Below are 18816 nucleotides of genomic sequence, written 5' to 3' on the forward strand. Positions count from 1 at the left end.
TTTACCCTCTTGCCGCAAGTGCGGTAACGCGATCGTAAGCTGCACCGGAGCGCAGTACGTCCAGAACTTTTTGGGCGTTGGCTTTCAGATCTTCCTCGCCATGTAAACGCATCAGCATGGCAACGTTGGCAGCCACGGCGGCCTCGTGGGCGGCCTCACCTTTACCTTGTAATAAGCGCGTGAGAATGTCACGGTTTTCTTCAGGAGTACCGCCAGCCAGCGCCTCCTGACGGTATGGCGTTAAGCCAAAATCAGAAGCCTCAAGCTGATAGTTCAGCACTTCGCCGTTGTTCAGTTCGGCTACCAGCGTTGGCGCATGCAGCGAAACTTCATCCATTCCGCCGCTGTGAACCACGGCGGCACGTTTGTAACCCAGCACGCGCAGGGTCTCGGCAATGGGCAGCACCAGTTCCGGGCTGTAAACGCCAATCAGCGCCAGCGGCGGGTGCGCCGGGTTAATGAGTGGGCCGAGCACGTTGAACAGCGTGCGGGTCTTAAGCTGCTGGCGAACCGGCATCGCGTGGCGAAAACCGGTGTGATACTTCGGCGCAAACAGGAAACAGACGCCCAGGTCATCCAGCGCTTCGCGTGAACGTTCGGCATTCATGTCCAGGTTGATGCCGAACGCGGCCAGCAGATCGGACGATCCGGAACGGCTGGACACGCTGCGGTTACCGTGTTTCGCCACCTTCAGACCACAGGCCGCGGCTACAAAGGCGCTTGCGGTCGAAATATTAATGCTGTTGCTACCGTCGCCACCGGTACCGACGATGTCGGCAAACTGATAGTCCGGGCGCGGGAACGGAGCCGCATTTTCCAGCAGGGCCGTGGCAGCACCGGCAATCTCCTGCGGGCTTTCGCCGCGCACCTTCATGCTCACCAGCGCGGCGGCCAGCTGTTCAGGCTTCAGCTCGCCGCGCACCACGGCAGAGAAAAGCTGGTGGCTTTCCTGCTGGCTCAGGGTCTGGGCCTGATACAGCTTTTCCAGAATCGGCTGCAGGGTGTTGGTCTGTTCCAGCTTCTGCAACGCCCAGTCGAGCGTTTGCTCCAGCAGGCGCGCGCCGCCGGAAGTCAAAATTGATTCCGGGTGGAACTGCATTCCGCAGACGCGGTCCGCGTCGTGACGTACCGCCATTACCATTCCTTCAAACGAGGCGTTGATGGTCAGCCCGGCTGGAATGTTGCTGCCGACAAGCGAGTGGTAACGCGCCACCGGAAGCGGGTTCGGCAGCCCGGCAAACATCGCCTGGCCGTCATGTTCTATGCTGGACGCTTTACCGTGCAGGATCTCGCCAGCCTGTCCTACGTAGCCGCCGTAGGCTTCCACAATCGCCTGGTGGCCGAGACAGATACCGATAATCGGCAGCTTGCCGCGCATGCGGGTTAACAGCTCTGGCATACAGCCCGCTTCGCTCGGCGCGCCTGGCCCGGGAGAGAGCATCAGCACCGGATTTTGCATGGTCGCCAGACGGTCAATCAGCGTCTGGGCCGGAACGTGATTGCGATAGATAACGACGTTGTGACCATTCGCACGCAGCTGATCTGCCAGGTTATAGGTAAAAGAGTCGATATTATCGAGCAGCAGAATGTCAGCCATCAGAAAATCTCCTGTGCATGGTGTGCGGTAGCGATGGCGCGCAGTACCGCGCGAGCCTTACTGCGGGTTTCGTCAGCCTCAGACTGCGGGACAGAATCAAGCACAATCCCGGCACCGGCCTGAACGGTGGCAACGCCGTCCTCAACGTAGGCGGAGCGGATCACGATGCAGGTATCCAGGTCGCCGTGTGCGGTGAAGTAGCCTACGGCGCCGCCGTAGCTGCCGCGACGGCGGCCCTCTGCTTCGGCGATAAGCTGCATCGCGCGAACTTTCGGCGCACCGCTCAGGGTGCCCATGTTCATGCAGGCGCGGTAGGCGTGCAGCACGTCGAGGTCGCTGCGCAGTTCGCCCACCACGCGGGATACCAGGTGCATCACGAAGGAGTAGCGGTCGACTTTGGTCAGGTCCGCCACGTAGCGGGTGCCCGGAGTGCAGATACGCGCCAGGTCGTTACGCGCCAGGTCGACCAGCATCAGGTGCTCGGACAGCTCTTTATGGTCGGTACGCATTTCCAGCTCAATGCGGCTGTCGAGATCGCGATCCAGCGAGCCATCGGCGCGACGGCCGCGTGGACGGGTTCCCGCGATCGGGTAGATCTCAATCTGGCGGCTGGTGGCGTCGTACTTCAGCGAGCTTTCCGGTGAGGCGCCAAACAGGGTGAAATCGTTGTCCTGCATAAAGAACATGTACGGGCTTGGGTTGCTCTTTTTCAGCACGTCGTAGGCGGCCAGCGGCGACGGGCAGGGCAGAGAGAAGCGGCGGGAAGGCACCACCTGGAAAATCTCCCCGGCGCGAATCGCCTTCTGCATCTGGCGAACCACGGCGCCGTACTGGTCGTCAGTCTGGTTTACCTCGCAGGTCATCTGCTCAATACGCTGTACCGGCAGCGCGGGCGGGGCCTCCGTCATCTGCTGTTGCAGTTGGGCGATGCGCTGTTGAAGGCGGCTTTTCTCAGACGCTGACGGCGTGAACAGGGTGGCCTGGATGCGGGTATATTTTTTCTGATGGTCGATTACCAGCAGGGTTTCAGCCAAATAGAAGCAGTAGTCCGGGCAGCGGTTGCCCTGCTCGGTTTCCGGCAACGCTTCAAAGCCGGCAACCAGGTCGTAAGCAAACAGCCCGCCGAAGAACATGGCTTCGCGCTCATCTTCCGGCACGGTGACCAGATTTTGCAGCAGGCGGAAGGCATCGAAAACGGACAGCGAGCAGAGGCGGGCATCTTCATCCAGCAGCTGGCTGACCGGTGGGAAATGGAGAATACGCATTTCCGGGTGATGCTCATTTTCAATGCCCGACGGCAGAGCCGCATCCAGCAGCGGCAGCAGCGACGCGCCGTTATCGGAAAGGGCCTTAACGGTGACAGTGTCACCAAACGCGGTAATGCGCAACGCGCTGTCCACCAGCAGCAGGCTTTTCAGATCGTCCTTGCTGTCGATATCGGCAGACTCCAGCAGCAGCGTCGCTGGGCGCGCACCGCAGACCTGGTGAAACAGGGCGGTCGGGTTGTGGCGATAGGCCGCCTCGCAGGTCAGCAATTCGAGGTGTGGTTTGGCTGTTTGCATGGTGTTGTTCTCATTTTCTGTTCAAAAAAAAGCCCGCTGGGTAGCGGGCTGGGTATCTGTTTGCATTTCGCAGACGCGTGACACTGCCCGATAGTCAGGAAGTGCGCCACCAACCGTGAAGAGTGAATTGTGCGGTCATTTTCAGATACCTTTCTCGTGTGAACTTGCGTACTAGTTAACTAGTTCGATGACGTGTTGTCAACCACTGATTTCAGTATTTTTCCGTTAGTCGGTATCATAGGGGCTTCGGATGTCTCCAACCTGTTATGGGAAGTGCTTTGAGCGATACCACCTACGCCATTATTTATGATTTACACAGCCATACTCAGGCCTCTGACGGCCTGCTGACACCCGAAGATCTGGTTCATCGCGCCGTTGAAATGCGCGTCGGCACGCTGGCGATAACCGATCACGACACGACAGACGCCATTCCTGCGGCGCGCGCCGAGATTGCCCGCAGCGGGCTGGCGCTCAATCTGGTGTCCGGCGTAGAGATTTCGACCGTCTGGGAAAACCACGAGATTCACATCGTTGGCCTTAACATCGATCCAGACCATCCGGCTATGCGGACGCTTTTGCAGGAACAAAAAGCGCGCCGCAATCATCGCGCGGAATTGATTGGCGAGCGGCTGGAGAAGGCGCATATTCCCGGTGCGCTGGAGGGTGCGCAAAAGCTGGCGAACGGCGGAGCGGTAACGCGCGGCCACTTTGCCCGTTTCCTGGTTGAGGCGGGGAAAGCAACAACCATGGCGGATGTCTTTAAAAAATATCTGGCGCGCGGGAAAACCGGATACGTTCCACCACAGTGGTGTACAATAAAACAAGCTATTGATGTGATTCATCATTCTGGCGGTAAGGCGGTGCTGGCCCATCCGGGGCGGTATAATCTTTCTGCTAAATGGCTGAAAAGGCTGCTGGCGCACTTTGCCGAATGCGGTGGTGAGGCGATGGAAGTTGCCCAGTGTCAGCAGGCACCCAATGAGCGCTCACAGCTCGCGACCTACGCCCGCCAGTTTGGCCTGCTTGGGTCACAGGGTTCAGATTTTCATCAGCCCTGCGCGTGGATTGAACTGGGGCGTAAGCTCTGGTTGCCCGCCGGCGTTGAGCCGGTCTGGCAGCTCTGGGAACAGCCGCAGCAAATTGAAGAGAGGGAAGTATGAGTCAGTTTTTCTATATCCATCCGGATAACCCCCAGCCACGTCTGATTAATCAGGCCGTGGAGATCGTCCGCAAGGGCGGCGTGATTGTCTATCCAACCGATTCTGGCTACGCGCTGGGCTGTAAAATTGAAGATAAAGGGGCGATGGAGCGTATCTGCCGCATTCGTCAGCTGCCGGACGGGCACAACTTTACCCTGATGTGTCGCGATCTCTCCGAGCTGTCGACCTACGCCTACGTCGACAACGTGGCGTTTCGTCTGATCAAAAACAACACGCCAGGTAACTACACCTTTATCCTGAAGGGGACGAAGGAGGTGCCGCGGCGTCTGCTGCAGGAAAAGCGCAAGACCATCGGAATGCGCGTGCCGTCTAACCCGATTGCCCAGGCGCTGCTGGAAACCCTCGGCGAGCCGATGCTATCCACCTCGCTGATGCTGCCGGGAAGTGAGTTTACCGAATCCGACCCGGAAGAGATCAAAGATCGTCTGGAAAAGGTGGTAGAGCTGATCATTCACGGCGGTTATCTCGGCCAGCAGCCGACCACCGTGGTGGATCTCACCGAAGATGCGCCAGAGGTGATTCGTGAAGGCGCAGGTGACGTTAAGCCTTTCTTGTAAGGGTGTAAGCAGATATACTACGCGGCCATCAAAGCAGGGCGCTGCTCTGTTTTTGACCTGATTCGACGCCTGTGAAGGCGACACCTGAGGAAGCTCAATGAGCGAGAAGTTACAGAAAGTGCTGGCGCGCGCCGGCCACGGTTCACGCCGTGAAATCGAAGCTATTATTGAAGCCGGTCGCGTGAGCGTGGACGGCAAAATTGCCACGCTGGGTGACCGCGTTGAAATCGTACCGGGGCTCAAGATCCGCATCGACGGCCATCTTATCTCCGTAAAAGAATCCGCTGAGCAGATCTGCCGCGTGCTGGCTTACTACAAGCCGGAAGGCGAGCTGTGTACCCGCAACGACCCGGAAGGTCGCCCGACGGTCTTTGACCGTCTGCCTAAGCTGCGTGGCGCTCGCTGGATTGCCGTAGGGCGTCTGGACGTGAACACCTGCGGCCTGCTGCTGTTCACCACCGATGGTGAACTGGCAAACCGTCTGATGCATCCAAGCCGTGAAGTGGAGCGTGAATACGCAGTACGCGTATTCGGCCAGGTTGACGAGAACAAACTGCGCGACCTGTCGCGCGGCGTGCAGCTTGAAGATGGTCCTGCGGCGTTCAAGACCATCAAATTTACCGGTGGTGAAGGCATTAACCAGTGGTACAACGTTACCCTGACCGAGGGGCGTAACCGCGAGGTTCGTCGCCTGTGGGAAGCGGTAGGTGTGCAGGTAAGCCGCCTGATCCGCGTTCGCTATGGCGACATTCTGCTGCCTAAAGGCTTGCCTCGCGGCGGCTATACGGAGCTGGATCTGACGCAAACTAACTACCTGCGCGATCTGGTTGGACTGACGCCAGAAACCACGTCTAAGGTAGCGGTTGAAAAAGATCGTCGTCGCATGAAGGCAAATCAGATCCGCCGTGCGGTGAAGCGTCACAGCCAGGTGAGCAGCAATCGCCGCTCTGGCAGCCGTAATAATAACAACGGTTAATCGAAAAGCCCGGTGAACATACCGGGCTTTTTTCTTTAGTAATCAATCCCGATTTGCGCTTTGATACCCGCATCGAACGCATGTTTAACCGGACGCAGCTCGCTGACGGTATCTGCAAGCTCCAGAATATCCCGATGGCACCCGCGCCCCGTAACGATCGCCGTCTGATGCGCCGGGCGATTCTTGAGCGCCTCCAGCACGTCCTGTAGCGGCAGGTAGTCATAGGCCACCATATAGGTGATCTCATCCAGCAGCACCATATTCAGCGTCGGGTCGGAAAGCATTCTTTTGGCGTGCTCCCAGACGGCGAGGCAGGCGGCGGTATCCGTTTCACGGTTCTGGGTGTCCCAGGTGAAGCCGGTCGCCATGACCTGGAACTCGACGCCGTGCGGTTCGAGCAGATTACGCTCACCGTTGGGCCATTCGCCCTTGATAAACTGGATCACGCCTACCTTCTGGCCGTGTCCGACCGCGCGGGCAGCGGTGCCAAATGCGGCGGTGGTTTTTCCTTTGCCGTTACCGGTAAAGACGATGACGATCCCGCGCTCATCCTGTGCGGCCGCCACGCGCGCGTCGACCTGTTCTTTCAGGCGCTGCTGGCGCTGCTGGTGACGTTCTTCACTCATTGCGAAATCCCCGGCTTACGGCCCGGCTGGGCATCAAAGGTCATTCCGGTTTTGCGACGGCTGTCGTCGCCCATCAGCCAAAGATAGAGCGGCATGATATCGGCCGGGGTTTTGAGCTTCTGCGGATCTTCGGTCGGGAACGCGCTGGCGCGCATTTTAGTGCGCGTACCGCCTGGGTTGATACAGTTCACCCGCAGGTGGCGGCTTTGATACTCCTCCGCCAGCACCTGCATCATCCCTTCAGTAGCAAATTTAGAGACAGCGTATGCCCCCCAGTTCGCGCGGCCCTGACGACCCACGCTGGAGGAGGTGAAGACCAGCGAGCCGGAATCTGAGTTAAGTAATAAAGGAAGCAATGCCTGGGTCAGGAAAAACGTTCCGTTGACGTTTACCTGCATCACCTGCTGCCACACCTCGGGATCCTGCTCATCCATCGGACGCACTTCACCGAGTAATCCCGCGTTATGCAGGACGCCGTCAAGGCGCGGGTAGTGGGCGCCGATGCGCCGGGCAAGCGCCTGGCATGACGCTGGCGTGCAGGTCAGCAGATCCAGGGTATACCAGGGCGTGGGCGTACCGCTGGCGTCTTCAATTTCCCGCGCGACGGACTTGAGCTTTTCTTCATTGCGTCCGAGCAGAATAAGGCTGGCACCGTATTCGGAGTAGGTCAGGGCAGCTTCGCGACCAATCCCGTCGCTGGCACCGGTAACCAGAATAATGCGGTTCTCTAGAAGGTTTTTTTGTGGCTGATAATGCACGGTGACTCCTCAGGTGCAACGGGCGGGACCTGCACCTTTATTTATGACTTTTCGGCTTTATGCCCGAAACAGCGTCAGAATTCAATCAGTCTACCGGACAGAACGCTGGGAAATTAACAATTTGCAAAGATTTAAACCAGAATCGGGGTATTCCTGAAGCCGCCTCGCAGAGGTAATGTCCCGAGCGAGACGCCCAGGCCGGGCTGTTGTACACTGGCGTGAAAGATTCGTGGTTAAATCAAGGTGGAACGCGTGGAGTTACTTTCTCAATATGGGTTGTTTTTGGCCAAAATCGCGACGGTGGTTATTGCTATTGCGGTGATTGCCGTTCTGATTGCCAACCTGACGCAGCGCAAGCGTCAGCGCGGTGAATTACGCATTACCCGCCTGAGTGAGCAGTATCAAGAGATGCAGGAAGAGATGTCGCTGGCGCTGCTGGACGATCATCAGCAGAAGCTGTGGCTGAAAGCCCGCAAGAAAAAACAGAAGCAGGAAGCCAGGGCCGCGAAGGTGAAAGCAAAGCGTGGTGCCCCGCAGGCTGACGCAAAGCCGCGGGTCTATGTGCTCGATTTTAAAGGCAGCATGGACGCGCACGAAGTCTCTTCACTGCGCGAAGAGGTGACGGCGGTGCTTGCCGTAGCCACTGCGCAGGATCAGGTCGTGGTTCGTCTTGAAAGCCCGGGTGGTGTCGTCCATGGGTATGGGCTGGCGGCTTCACAGCTACAGCGCCTGCGGGATAAGCAGATCCCGCTTACTGTAGCCGTGGATAAAGTGGCGGCGAGCGGTGGCTATATGATGGCATGCGTCGCGGACAAAATCGTTGCAGCACCTTTCTCCATTATCGGCTCGATTGGCGTGGTCGCGCAGATCCCTAACTTCAATCGTTTCCTGAAAAACAAAGAGATTGATATTGAGCTGCACACCGCGGGTCAGTACAAACGCACGCTGACGCTGCTTGGTGAAAACACAGAAGAGGGGCGGCAGAAATTCCGTGAGGATCTGAACGAAACCCATCATCTGTTCAAAGACTTCGTGCACCGTATGCGCCCTACGCTTGATATTGAGCAGGTTGCAACGGGTGAACACTGGTACGGCACCCAGGCGCAGGAGAAGGGGCTGGTGGATGACGTTGGCACCAGTGACGATCTGCTGCTCAACCTGATGGAGGGCCGCGAGCTGGTAGGGGTACGTTTTACCCAGCGCAAGCGCCTTCTGGATCGCTTTACCAATAGCGCGGCAGAAAGCGCGGATCGCCTGCTGCTGCGCTGGCTCCAGCGGGGCCAAAAGCCGCTGCTGTAAAGAAAAACGCGAGGCATTTGCCTCGCGTTTTTGTCTTAATCGACCAGGTGATACTTCTCTGAGAGCGCATGCGCCAGGTACTTAAACATGTTAAATACGGCGGTGCTTTTCGGGGTGGGCAGCCCTTGTTCATCAAGGAAGTATTCACCGCTGAACACCAGCACGCCATTACGTTGTTCTACACCAGTCGCTTCGATCCCCGCCAGGGTATCCTCATGGTCTCGAATGAGTTTGTTTGCTTCGATAAGCAGAGAAGCTCGGTCAATGGGTTGGGTTGTATTCTGCATATTCCACTCCTTAAACAGTGACAATAGTCTACGCCTGGGGCGCTTCAGGGGCAAATTTTCCCTGTTATCAGAGGGGATAAGGAACCGGCGGCTTGCTGGCGGGATTTGCTTTTGCATGCTAATAAAGTTGCGTAACGAATTTTATCAGGTACAGTGTGCGCTTTCGTCATTCTGGCAACAGAATTGCTTGACATTCGACCGGGAATTCGTCACGAATGAATAGTGATGTGAGAAAAATACCCGATAACTCAATGACCTGGATGTCGCCATTCTGACGTTCGGTAAGACATAGGGGTTGATATCCCCTGACGCCGTCGCAATATCAATGGCTCGTCGTCAGCGGAAGGGAAATCAACGTGCGGCGTATTCCTGGAAGAATTAAATTAGGTAAAGGTGAATATGGGTAAAGCTCTCGTCATCGTTGAGTCCCCGGCAAAAGCCAAAACGATCAATAAATATCTGGGCAATGACTACGTGGTTAAGTCCAGCGTTGGTCACATCCGCGATTTGCCGACCAGTGGCTCAGCCAGCAAAAAGAGCGCAGACTCTACCTCCACCAAAGGGGCTAAAAAGCCTAAAAAGGATGAACGTAGCGCGCTTGTCAACCGCATGGGTGTTAACCCATGGCACAACTGGGATGCACAATATGAAGTGCTGCCAGGCAAAGAGAAAGTCGTTAACGAGCTGAAGCAGCTGGCTGAAAAAGCCGACCACATCTATCTCGCAACCGACCTTGACCGCGAAGGGGAAGCCATCGCATGGCACCTGCGGGAAGTGATCGGCGGAGACGACAAACGCTACAGCCGTGTAGTGTTTAACGAAATTACAAAGAATGCGATTCGTCAGGCGTTTGAAAAGCCGGGTGAACTGAATATCGACCGTGTAAACGCTCAGCAGGCGCGTCGCTTTATGGACCGCGTTGTGGGCTACATGGTCTCGCCGCTGCTGTGGAAAAAGGTCGCTCGCGGTCTTTCAGCAGGGCGCGTACAGTCCGTTGCCGTGCGCCTTGTCGTGGAGCGCGAACGCGAAATCAAAGCGTTCGTTCCGGAAGAGTTCTGGGAAGTGGATGCGAATGTCACCACGCCGGGCGGCGATGCGCTGCCCCTGCAGGTGAGCCACCACAACGACAAGCCGTTCCGTCCTGAAAACCGCGACCAGACAATGGCCGCCGTGGCGCTGCTGGAAAAAGCGCGTTATCAGGTTCTGGATCGTGAAGATAAACCGACCAGCAGCAAGCCTGGTGCGCCGTTTATTACGTCTACCCTTCAGCAGGCTGCCAGCACGCGTCTGGGCTATGGCGTGAAGAAGACCATGATGATGGCCCAGCGTCTGTATGAAGCGGGTTACATCACCTACATGCGTACTGACTCAACCAACCTGAGCCAGGATGCTGTCAACATGGTGCGCGGCTACATTGGCGACAACTTCGGTAAAAAATACCTGCCGGAAAGCCCTAATCAGTACGCCAGCAAGGAGAATTCTCAGGAAGCGCACGAGGCGATTCGTCCTTCTGACGTTTCCGTACTGGCTGAATCCCTGAAAGATATGGAAGCGGATGCGCAGAAGCTCTATCAGCTGATCTGGCGCCAGTTCGTGGCCTGCCAGATGACGCCTGCGAAATACGACTCCACCACCCTGACCGTCGGTGCAGGTGATTTCCGCCTGAAGGCTCGCGGCCGTATTCTGCGTTTCGACGGCTGGACAAAAGTAATGCCCGCGCTGCGTAAAGGCGATGAAGACCGAACGCTGCCGTCCGTCAATAAAGGTGACGAGCTGTCGCTTGTCGATCTCGTTCCGGCTCAGCACTTCACCAAGCCGCCTGCGCGCTTCAGCGAAGCGTCGCTGGTAAAAGAGCTGGAAAAACGCGGCATTGGCCGTCCGTCCACCTACGCGTCAATCATCTCGACCATTCAGGATCGCGGTTACGTTCGCGTTGAGAACCGTCGTTTCTATGCCGAAAAAATGGGCGAGATCGTCACTGACCGGCTGGAAGCTAACTTCCGTGAACTGATGAACTACGACTTCACCGCGCAGATGGAGGACAGCCTTGACGAGGTTGCCAGCCACAAGGCCGAGTGGAAAAAGGTTCTCGACAGCTTCTTCAGCGATTTTACCAACCAGCTTGAGAAAGCCGAGAAAGATCCTGAAGAGGGCGGAATGCTGCCTAACCAGATGGTTCTGACCAGCATCGACTGCCCGACCTGTGGCCGAAAGATGGGCATTCGCACCGCCACCACGGGCGTGTTCCTCGGCTGCTCCGGGTACGCGCTGTCCCCGAAAGAGCGTTGCAAAACCACTATCAACCTCGTTCCGGAGAACGAAGTTCTCAACGTGCTGGAAGGGGATGATGCTGAAACCAACGCGCTTCGCGCTAAACGCCGCTGCAAGAAATGCGGCACGGCGATGGACAGCTACCTGATCGATCCGAAACGCAAGCTGCACGTCTGCGGTAATAACCCGACCTGCGACGGTTACGAGATTGAAGAGGGCGAGTTCCGCATTAAAGGCTACGATGGCCCAATCGTCGAGTGTGAGAAATGTGGTTCCGAAATGCACCTGAAAATGGGACGCTTCGGTAAGTACATGGCGTGCACCAACGACGACTGTAAAAACACGCGCAAGATCCTGCGTAACGGTGAAGTCGCACCGCCGAAGGAAGATCCGGTTCCGCTTCCGGAGCTGCCGTGTGAGAAGTCGGACGCCTACTTCGTGCTGCGTGACGGCGCTGCCGGGGTATTCCTCGCGGCCAATACTTTCCCGAAATCACGTGAAACGCGCGCGCCGCTGGTAGAAGAGCTTTACCGCTTCCGCGACCGCCTGCCGGAAAAACTGCGCTACCTGGCCGATGCGCCGCAGCAGGATCCGGAAGGCAATAAAACCGTGGTGCGTTTTAGCCGTAAAACGAAGCAGCAGTACGTGGCGGCGGAGAAAGAGGGGAAAGCGACAGGCTGGTCAGCCTTCTTTGTTGACGGCAAATGGGTTGAAGGCAAGAAATAATCTTCCCTTACCGTAACTTACCTGTGAAAGGGCCGGACTTCCGGCCCTTTTTTAATACCTCGTTATTATTTTTTGTTCCGTACTATACAGCCTGGCTATAAATGATATAGTGGTTATAGTTAACCCGTTTCTTATTATCAAATCGTCTTAAGCGATGGACGCATGCGCTAAATCGGATGGTCAGGCATGAAATTACAGCAGCTTCGCTATATCGTTGAGGTCGTCAACCACAACCTCAATGTCTCTTCCACCGCAGAAGGTCTTTATACCTCCCAGCCCGGCATCAGTAAGCAGGTGCGTATGCTGGAGGATGAGTTAGGTATTCAGATTTTTGCCCGCAGCGGTAAACATCTGACGCAGGTCACGCCGGCGGGACAGGAAATCATCCGTATTGCACGGGAAGTGCTTTCCAAAGTGGACGCTATTAAATCCGTCGCGGGGGAGCATACCTGGCCCGACAAAGGCTCCCTGTATATTGCCACCACGCATACGCAGGCGCGATATGCGCTTCCCGGCGTAATTAAAGGCTTTATCGAACGCTATCCCCGCGTTTCGCTGCATATGCATCAGGGCTCGCCAACGCAAATCGCCGAAGCCGTCTCAAAAGGCAATGCGGATTTTGCCATCGCAACGGAAGCCCTTCACCTGTATGACGACCTGGTAATGCTGCCGTGCTATCACTGGAACCGCTCAATTGTCGTAACGCCCGACCATCCGCTGGCGGGGAAGGGGGAAGTAACTATAGAAGAGCTGGCGCAATATCCGCTGGTCACCTATACGTTTGGCTTTACGGGCCGTTCGGAGCTTGATACCGCCTTCAACCGCGCGGGTTTAACACCGCGCATTGTCTTTACCGCGACGGATGCGGACGTAATTAAAACCTACGTTCGACTCGGGCTTGGCGTTGGGGTAATTGCGAGCATGGCGGTGGATCCGGTCTCCGATCCGGACCTGGTGCGCCTGGACGCGCATGATATTTTCAGCCACAGCACCACCAAGATAGGTTTTCGTCGCAGCACCTTCCTGCGCAGCTATATGTATGACTTTATTCAACGCTTCGCGCCGCATCTTACGCGCGACGTGGTGGATACGGCAGTGGCCCTGCGCTCCAACGAAGACATCGAAGAGATGTTTAAAGACATTAAGCTCCCCGCCAAATAATCACATCCGGTATCTTTCTCCTGCGGAAAGATACCGAATTTACCCCGCAAATCTGAATTAGAATTATCATCATCTGCGTCACCGTCATATATCCTCATAATCCATTTAATGACTAAGGTTTTACTGTCGCAAATTTGCGACAAAAGTAGAAAGTAATTTACAGGTGTGCAAATTATTCTTTTCAATTATTTATTTCTGGTCAAAAGATTGAATATTCCTGGACGCAGATGCGTAAATTCACTGGCTTTTCGGCTAAAGTTTCTTTAGGATTTATCTCATCAGATGATTACTTGTGCCAATTGTTTGGTCTCTAAATGATAAGCGATATCGATTGTATGAGGTTAGCAATGCCGTCAGGAAGTGAAGAACCGCAAAGGGATCCCGCGCTTAAGCGTAAAGCCTGGCTGGCGGTCTTTCTTGGCTCTGCCCTGTTTTGGGTGGTGGTTGCGCTTCTTGTCTGGAAATACTGGGGTTGAATATGGCCATAACGGTGCGTACAGAAGCGATAAAAGAGATGTGTCAGCTTCGTGACAATGCTCACAAAGCGCGCAAGGCGCCAGCAACCAGCGTGCCGGCCTCGTGGAAACTGACGCCGCAACAGCAGGCCTTTATTGATGTGTTCGCGGAAGACGAACCCAAAAAACAATAATTTAGTATTTTGCGTAACGATGCAAATAGTCTGAATAACGACGCTGCACTTTTGTACTCTTTAATAAATACACATCAGCAATATAGACCGAGGGCAGACCTCGCCATGTTTAATAAATAAAGTCTGGTGTCCCTATGATGAATAACATGACAACCTTAAAATACTGGTCGTGGCTCGGCGTATTCTCGGCGTCGATCCTCTTCTGGTGTCAGCTCATCTGGCTGGCTCTCCACTAAATCGTAAAACCTCGCCACGGCGGGGTTTTTTGTTTTATCCCGCGCCCTGGAGCATTCCGAAATTTATCAATTCGGGTTGTTATCAAAACGTTACGACATCTTTGTGTTATCTTTAATTACAGCCCTGATGATTGTCAGGACATCCCTGTTTTTATGGAGGAGCTTATGTCGTTAACCCTACGCGAAGCCAGTAAGGACACATTACAGGCGGAAAATAAAACCTGGCACTACTACAGCTTACCGCTGGCAGCCAGAACGCTTGGGGACATTTCGCGGTTACCCAAGTCGTTGAAAGTCTTACTGGAAAACCTTTTACGCTGGCAGGATGGCGACTCGGTTACCGAGGAGGATATCCATGCTCTGGCAGGGTGGCTAAAGAATGCTCACGCAGACAGAGAGATAGCCTATCGCCCGGCCAGGGTGTTAATGCAGGATTTCACCGGCGTGCCGGCGGTCGTTGATCTGGCCGCCATGCGTGAAGCCGTTAAGCGTCTCGGGGGCGATACCGCGAAGGTTAACCCGCTCTCTCCGGTGGATCTTGTCATCGACCACTCGGTGACCGTGGATCGCTTCGGCGACGACGATGCGTTCGGCGAAAACGTCCGTCTGGAGATGGAGCGTAACCATGAACGCTACGTATTCCTTAAATGGGGTCAGCAGGCGTTCAGCCGCTTCAGCGTGGTGCCGCCGGGAACCGGCATTTGCCACCAGGTTAACCTCGAATATCTCGGCAAAGCCGTCTGGAGTGAGCTGCAGGATAAAGCCTGGGTGGCCTACCCGGATACGCTGGTAGGTACCGATTCACACACCACCATGATCAACGGCCTCGGCGTTCTGGGCTGGGGCGTCGGCGGGATTGAAGCGGAGGCGGCCATGCTTGGCCAGCCGGTATCTATGCTCATTCCGGATGTGGTGGGCTTTAAGCTGACCGGTAAATTATCCGAAGGCATTACCGCCACGGACCTGGTGCTTACGGTCACGCAAATGCTGCGCAGGCACGGCGTGGTGGGCAAATTCGTTGAATTTTACGGCGATGGTCTGGACTCGTTACCGCTGGCGGACCGTGCCACTATCGCTAACATGGCGCCCGAATACGGCGCGACCTGTGGCTTCTTCCCGATTGATAGCGTTACGCTGGAGTATATGCGACTCAGCGGCCGCAGCGAGGAGCAGGTTGCCCTGGTCGAGGCCTATACCAAAGCGCAGGGCATGTGGCGTAACCCGGGTGACGAACCGGTATTTACCAGCACGCTTGAACTGGATATGGGCACCGTTGAGGCAAGCCTCGCAGGACCAAAACGTCCTCAGGACCGCGTCGCCTTAAGCAACGTTCCGGCTGCCTTTGCCGCCAGCAACGAGCTGGAGGTGAATACGGCGCAAAAAGATCGCCGTCCGGTCGACTATGTTCTGAACGGTCATCAGTATCAGCTTCCTGACGGCGCGGTGGTGATCGCCGCCATCACGTCCTGCACCAATACCTCCAACCCGAGCGTGCTCATGGCAGCCGGGCTGCTGGCTAAAAAAGCGGTAGAGCTGGGGCTCAAGCCGCAGCCGTGGGTCAAGGCCTCTCTGGCGCCGGGTTCGAAAGTGGTTTCTGATTATCTGGCCCAGGCACGACTCACGCCTTACCTGGACGAGCTGGGCTTTAACCTTGTGGGCTACGGCTGCACGACCTGCATCGGTAACTCCGGCCCGCTGCCTGAACCCATTGAAGTGGCGATCAGGCAGGGCGATCTGACCGTTGGCGCGGTGCTTTCCGGTAACCGTAACTTCGAAGGCCGTATTCATCCGCTGGTGAAGACCAACTGGCTGGCCTCGCCGCCGCTGGTGGTGGCGTATGCCCTGGCAGGTAACATGAATATTAACCTGGCGACCGATCCGATTGGGCACGATCGCAAGAATGAACCGGTATACCTGAAGGACATCTGGCCTTCGTCGCGTGAAATTGCGCGCGCGGTAGAGAAAGTCTCCACCGAGATGTTCCGCAAGGAATATGCCGAAGTCTTTGAAGGTACGCCGGAATGGAAATCGATCGACGTCGTTGGCTCTGACACCTATGGCTGGCAGGACGATTCCACCTATATCCGCCTGTCGCCGTTCTTCGACGAGATGCTGGCAGAGCCCGCGCCGCTGAAGGACATTCACGGTGCGCGCATTCTGGCGATGCTGGGGGATTCCGTCACGACCGACCATATCTCACCGGCCGGGAGCATCAAGGCGGACAGCCCTGCGGGGCGTTATCTGCAAAGCCGTGGAGTGGAACGCCGCGATTTTAACTCCTACGGCTCGCGTCGCGGAAATCACGAAGTCATGATGCGCGGCACGTTTGCCAACATCCGCATTCGAAACGAAATGGTGCCGGGCGTGGAAGGGGGCATGACGCGCCATCTGCCGGATATGGAGGTCATCTCGATTTATGATGCTGCCGTGAAGTATCAGCAGGAGGGAACGCCGCTGGCGGTCATTGCCGGGAAAGAGTACGGCTCCGGCTCCAGCCGCGACTGGGCTGCGAAGGGGCCGCGCCTGCTCGGTGTTCGCGTGGTCATTGCCGAATCGTTTGAACGTATTCACCGTTCAAACCTGATCGGGATGGGGATCCTGCCGCTGGAGTTTCCGCAGGGCGTGACGCGTAAAACGCTGGGTCTGACCGGGGAAGAGCAGATCGATATCAGCGGTCTGCAACAGCTGCAACCGGGTAAAACGGTGCCGGTGAAGTTAACGCGCGCGGACGGTCAAACGGAAGTGCTGGACTGTCGTTGTCGTATTGATACGGCAACAGAGCTGACCTACTACCAGAACGACGGCATTTTGCATTATGTGATTCGTAAGATGCTGGACTGATAAAAGACGCCCGGCACGCGTGCCGGGCGTTTTGCGATTACTCGCTCAGCAGATGGCCCATCTTGGCGGCTTTGGTATCGAGGTAGTGTGCATTTTTCGGGTTGCGACCTACAATCAGCGGCACGCGCTCAACGATATTGATGCCCGCTTCAGTAAGGATCTCAACCTTCTTCGGGTTATTGGTCAACAGACGCACTTCGTCCACGCCCAGCAGCTTGAACATATCTGCACACAGGGTGAAATCGCGCTCGTCAGCCGCAAAGCCTAACTGATGATTGGCTTCAACCGTATCGTAGCCCTGATCCTGCAACGCATAGGCGCGGATTTTATTCAGCAGGCCAATGTTACGCCCTTCCTGGCGGTGATACAGCAGCACGCCACGGCCTTCCTCTGCGATATGAGAAAGGGCAGCTTCAAGCTGGAAGCCGCAGTCGCAGCGCAGGCTGAACAGCGCGTCACCGGTAAGACACTCTGAATGAACGCGGGACAGCACCGGCGTCTGTCCTGAAATGTCGCCGAACACCAGGGCGACGTGATCCTGCCCGGTTGCCAGTTCTTCAAAACCCACCATCAGGAAATCGCCCCATGGGGTTGGCAGTTTGGCTTCTGCCACACGTTTAAGCTGCATGTGATTCTCCAGACCAGGCTGACACGTTTCGTGTCCTTGCCCCGTTTTGCTTTCTGTATTCGACTATTTTGCCACAAGCCCGGCAACTTCACCTAATCACCACCACCCTATATGAACGTTAAACGCACGATCCGACATATCCACCAGAAAGATGAAATTCAGTTATGATTGTGGTGCTTAGTGAAAAAGGAGAGGACATGCTTTCAATCGCCAGACGCACGGCCGCCGGCGCCGCCGTATTGCTTGTTATACCCCTGGTTGTGTGGTTTTCCGGCTGGACATGGCAGCCCGGACAAAACGAGACGTGGCTGAAAACCTTATACTGGATAACCGAGACGGTCACCCAGCCGTGGGGGATTATTACGCACGTGCTGCTCTGTGGCTGGTTTCTGTGGTGCCTGCGCTTTCGCCTGCGCGCGGCGCTGGTGCTGTTTGCCATTCTCGCCGGCGCTATTCTTGTCGGGCAGGGGGTGAAGTCGTGGGTAAAAGATCGCGTGCAGGAACCCCGTCCCTTCGTCGTCTGGCTGGAAAAAACACACCATGTTCCCGTGGATGAGTTCTACAATTTAAAGCGTAAAGATCGCGGGGCGCTGGTGAAAGAACAGCTTGCGGAACAGCAGGATATTCCGACCTTTTTACGCAAACACTGGCAAAAAGAGACCGGTTTTGCGTTTCCTTCCGGGCACACGATGTTTGCCGCCAGCTGGGCATTGCTTGGCGTAGGGCTTTTATGGCCGCGCCGACGCACCTTAACCATTGCGTTGTTGCTGGTCTGGGCCACGGGCGTAATGGGTAGCCGGATGCTGCTGGGAATGCACTGGCCGCGTGATTTGGTGGTCGCAACGCTGATCTCGTGGGTACTGGTGACGCTGGCGACGTGGCTTGCTCAACGTTTTTGTGGGCCACTAACGCCACCGCCGGAAGAGAAGGAAGAAATAGCCGAAAGGGAGTCAGGCGGAACCTGAAGCTTGATTTTCCGCATTTAGACCCTAAATCCATGAAGGGCGCGTTACTTTTTCCGTTTCGCGCCCGCCACTAAAATGGTAGCTTATAAGGCTGATTGCAGTGAGTTGAACACGCTTTATACGCTCGAACCACATAACGGGAAGTCATGTGAAATATTTACTCATTTTCTTACTGGTGTTGGCGATTTTTGTCATTTCAGTCACATTGGGCGCGCAAAACGATCATCAGGTAAGCTTCAACTATCTGCTGGCGCAGGGCGAGTACCGGGTGTCGAGCCTGCTGGCAGTATTATTCGCGGCGGGATTTGTCATAGGTTGGCTCGTATGTGGCCTGTTCTGGCTTAAGGTTCGTGTTTCTCTTGTTCGCGCTGAACGTAAAATTAAACGACTTGAACATCAACTTGCGCCTGCGTCTGACATTCCGGCGAGCTCTGGTGTGCCGGTAGTCAAGGAATAA

Annotated in this window: 18 protein-coding genes and 1 other annotated feature; of the genes, 12 read left to right on the forward strand and 6 right to left on the reverse strand. The window is 56.0% G+C overall.

Annotated elements, in window-relative coordinates:
• Nucleotide 1 precedes the first annotated feature (1 nt).
• Together trpD and MOQ06_RS09470 are read right to left on the reverse strand one after the other, a co-directional pair.
• Complete coding sequence (trpD, locus tag MOQ06_RS09465) at nt 2-1597, reverse strand: bifunctional anthranilate synthase glutamate amidotransferase component TrpG/anthranilate phosphoribosyltransferase TrpD (protein ID WP_176610155.1); 1596 nt, start codon at nt 1595-1597, stop codon at nt 2-4.
• Nucleotides 1597-3159 carry an anthranilate synthase component 1 gene (locus tag MOQ06_RS09470; protein ID WP_242172551.1) on the reverse strand — a complete coding sequence of 521 codons (1563 nt, stop codon included), beginning with the start codon at nt 3157-3159 and terminating at the stop codon, nt 1597-1599. Before MOQ06_RS09470 ends, trpD begins: the two co-directional genes overlap by 1 nt.
• Before the next feature lie 23 nt (nt 3160-3182).
• Nucleotides 3183-3277 (reverse strand) — a sequence feature (Trp leader region).
• 148 nt (nt 3278-3425) lie between these two features.
• Here MOQ06_RS09470 and rnm point away from each other — a divergent pair.
• The 3 genes from rnm to rluB all read left to right on the forward strand — a co-directional run bounded on the left by rnm (nt 3426) and on the right by rluB (nt 5912).
• Complete coding sequence (gene rnm, locus MOQ06_RS09475) at nt 3426-4319, forward strand: RNase AM (RefSeq protein WP_148419660.1); 894 nt, start codon at nt 3426-3428, stop codon at nt 4317-4319.
• Nucleotides 4316-4936, forward strand: coding sequence for an L-threonylcarbamoyladenylate synthase (locus MOQ06_RS09480; protein WP_023335953.1), 621 nt, complete (start codon nt 4316-4318; stop codon nt 4934-4936). The genes rnm and MOQ06_RS09480 overlap by 4 nt, the downstream gene beginning before the upstream one ends.
• A 97-nt stretch (nt 4937-5033) precedes the next feature.
• The gene (gene rluB, locus MOQ06_RS09485; RefSeq protein WP_148419661.1) at nt 5034-5912 is read left to right on the forward strand and encodes a 23S rRNA pseudouridine(2605) synthase RluB; all 879 of its coding nucleotides are present in this window, start codon (nt 5034-5036) and stop codon (nt 5910-5912) included.
• 35 nt (nt 5913-5947) lie between these two features.
• On the opposite strand, the gene cobO is transcribed toward rluB, so the two are convergent.
• Nucleotides 5948-6538, reverse strand: coding sequence for a cob(I)yrinic acid a,c-diamide adenosyltransferase (gene cobO / locus MOQ06_RS09490; protein ID WP_148419662.1), 591 nt, complete (start codon nt 6536-6538; stop codon nt 5948-5950).
• Nucleotides 6535-7296 (reverse strand): YciK family oxidoreductase, encoded by a 762-nt coding sequence (locus tag MOQ06_RS09495; RefSeq protein WP_176610158.1) that lies wholly within the window; start codon nt 7294-7296, stop codon nt 6535-6537. The genes cobO and MOQ06_RS09495 overlap by 4 nt, the downstream gene beginning before the upstream one ends.
• 252 nt (nt 7297-7548) lie before the next feature.
• On the opposite strand from MOQ06_RS09495, the gene sohB reads away from it, so the two are divergent.
• Nucleotides 7549-8595 carry a protease SohB gene (sohB, locus tag MOQ06_RS09500; RefSeq protein ID WP_242172553.1) on the forward strand — a complete coding sequence of 349 codons (1047 nt, stop codon included), beginning with the start codon at nt 7549-7551 and terminating at the stop codon, nt 8593-8595.
• Between the two features lie 35 nt (nt 8596-8630).
• On the opposite strand, the gene MOQ06_RS09505 is transcribed toward sohB, so the two are convergent.
• Nucleotides 8631-8882 carry a YciN family protein gene (locus tag MOQ06_RS09505; protein ID WP_080329314.1) on the reverse strand — a complete coding sequence of 84 codons (252 nt, stop codon included), beginning with the start codon at nt 8880-8882 and terminating at the stop codon, nt 8631-8633.
• Nucleotides 8883-9281: 399 nt separating this feature from the next.
• Here MOQ06_RS09505 and topA point away from each other — a divergent pair, with 399 nt between their 5' ends.
• From topA to acnA, 6 genes are all read left to right on the forward strand, one after another.
• Complete coding sequence (gene topA / locus MOQ06_RS09510) at nt 9282-11879, forward strand: type I DNA topoisomerase (protein ID WP_148419665.1); 2598 nt, start codon at nt 9282-9284, stop codon at nt 11877-11879.
• Nucleotides 11880-12065: 186 nt separating this feature from the next.
• Nucleotides 12066-13040, forward strand: coding sequence for an HTH-type transcriptional regulator CysB (cysB, locus tag MOQ06_RS09515; RefSeq protein ID WP_006810844.1), 975 nt, complete (start codon nt 12066-12068; stop codon nt 13038-13040).
• 335 nt (nt 13041-13375) lie between these two features.
• Nucleotides 13376-13516: a YmiA family putative membrane protein gene (locus MOQ06_RS09520; RefSeq protein ID WP_096168876.1), complete on the forward strand. Its 141-nt coding sequence runs from the start codon at nt 13376-13378 to the stop codon at nt 13514-13516.
• A 2-nt stretch (nt 13517-13518) separates the two neighbouring features.
• The gene (locus MOQ06_RS09525; protein ID WP_176610162.1) at nt 13519-13689 is read left to right on the forward strand and encodes a hypothetical protein; all 171 of its coding nucleotides are present in this window, start codon (nt 13519-13521) and stop codon (nt 13687-13689) included.
• Nucleotides 13690-13826: 137 nt separating this feature from the next.
• Nucleotides 13827-13925: a small membrane protein YmiC gene (ymiC, locus tag MOQ06_RS09530; protein ID WP_227009597.1), complete on the forward strand. Its 99-nt coding sequence runs from the start codon at nt 13827-13829 to the stop codon at nt 13923-13925.
• Nucleotides 13926-14090: 165 nt separating this feature from the next.
• Nucleotides 14091-16766: an aconitate hydratase AcnA gene (gene acnA, locus MOQ06_RS09535; protein ID WP_242172555.1), complete on the forward strand. Its 2676-nt coding sequence runs from the start codon at nt 14091-14093 to the stop codon at nt 16764-16766.
• 37 nt (nt 16767-16803) lie between these two features.
• Here acnA and ribA read toward each other — a convergent pair whose 3' ends face one another.
• Nucleotides 16804-17394, reverse strand: coding sequence for a GTP cyclohydrolase II (ribA, locus tag MOQ06_RS09540; protein ID WP_003856813.1), 591 nt, complete (start codon nt 17392-17394; stop codon nt 16804-16806).
• A gap of 197 nt (nt 17395-17591) precedes the next feature.
• On the opposite strand from ribA, the gene pgpB reads away from it, so the two are divergent.
• The gene (pgpB, locus tag MOQ06_RS09545; protein WP_176610164.1) at nt 17592-18359 is read left to right on the forward strand and encodes a phosphatidylglycerophosphatase B; all 768 of its coding nucleotides are present in this window, start codon (nt 17592-17594) and stop codon (nt 18357-18359) included.
• A gap of 148 nt (nt 18360-18507) precedes the next feature.
• Complete coding sequence (locus MOQ06_RS09550; RefSeq protein WP_242172557.1) at nt 18508-18816, forward strand: LapA family protein; 309 nt, start codon at nt 18508-18510, stop codon at nt 18814-18816.

The organism is Enterobacter sp. I4 (assembly GCF_022669095.1).
Lineage (GTDB): Bacteria > Pseudomonadota > Gammaproteobacteria > Enterobacterales > Enterobacteriaceae > Enterobacter > Enterobacter pasteurii.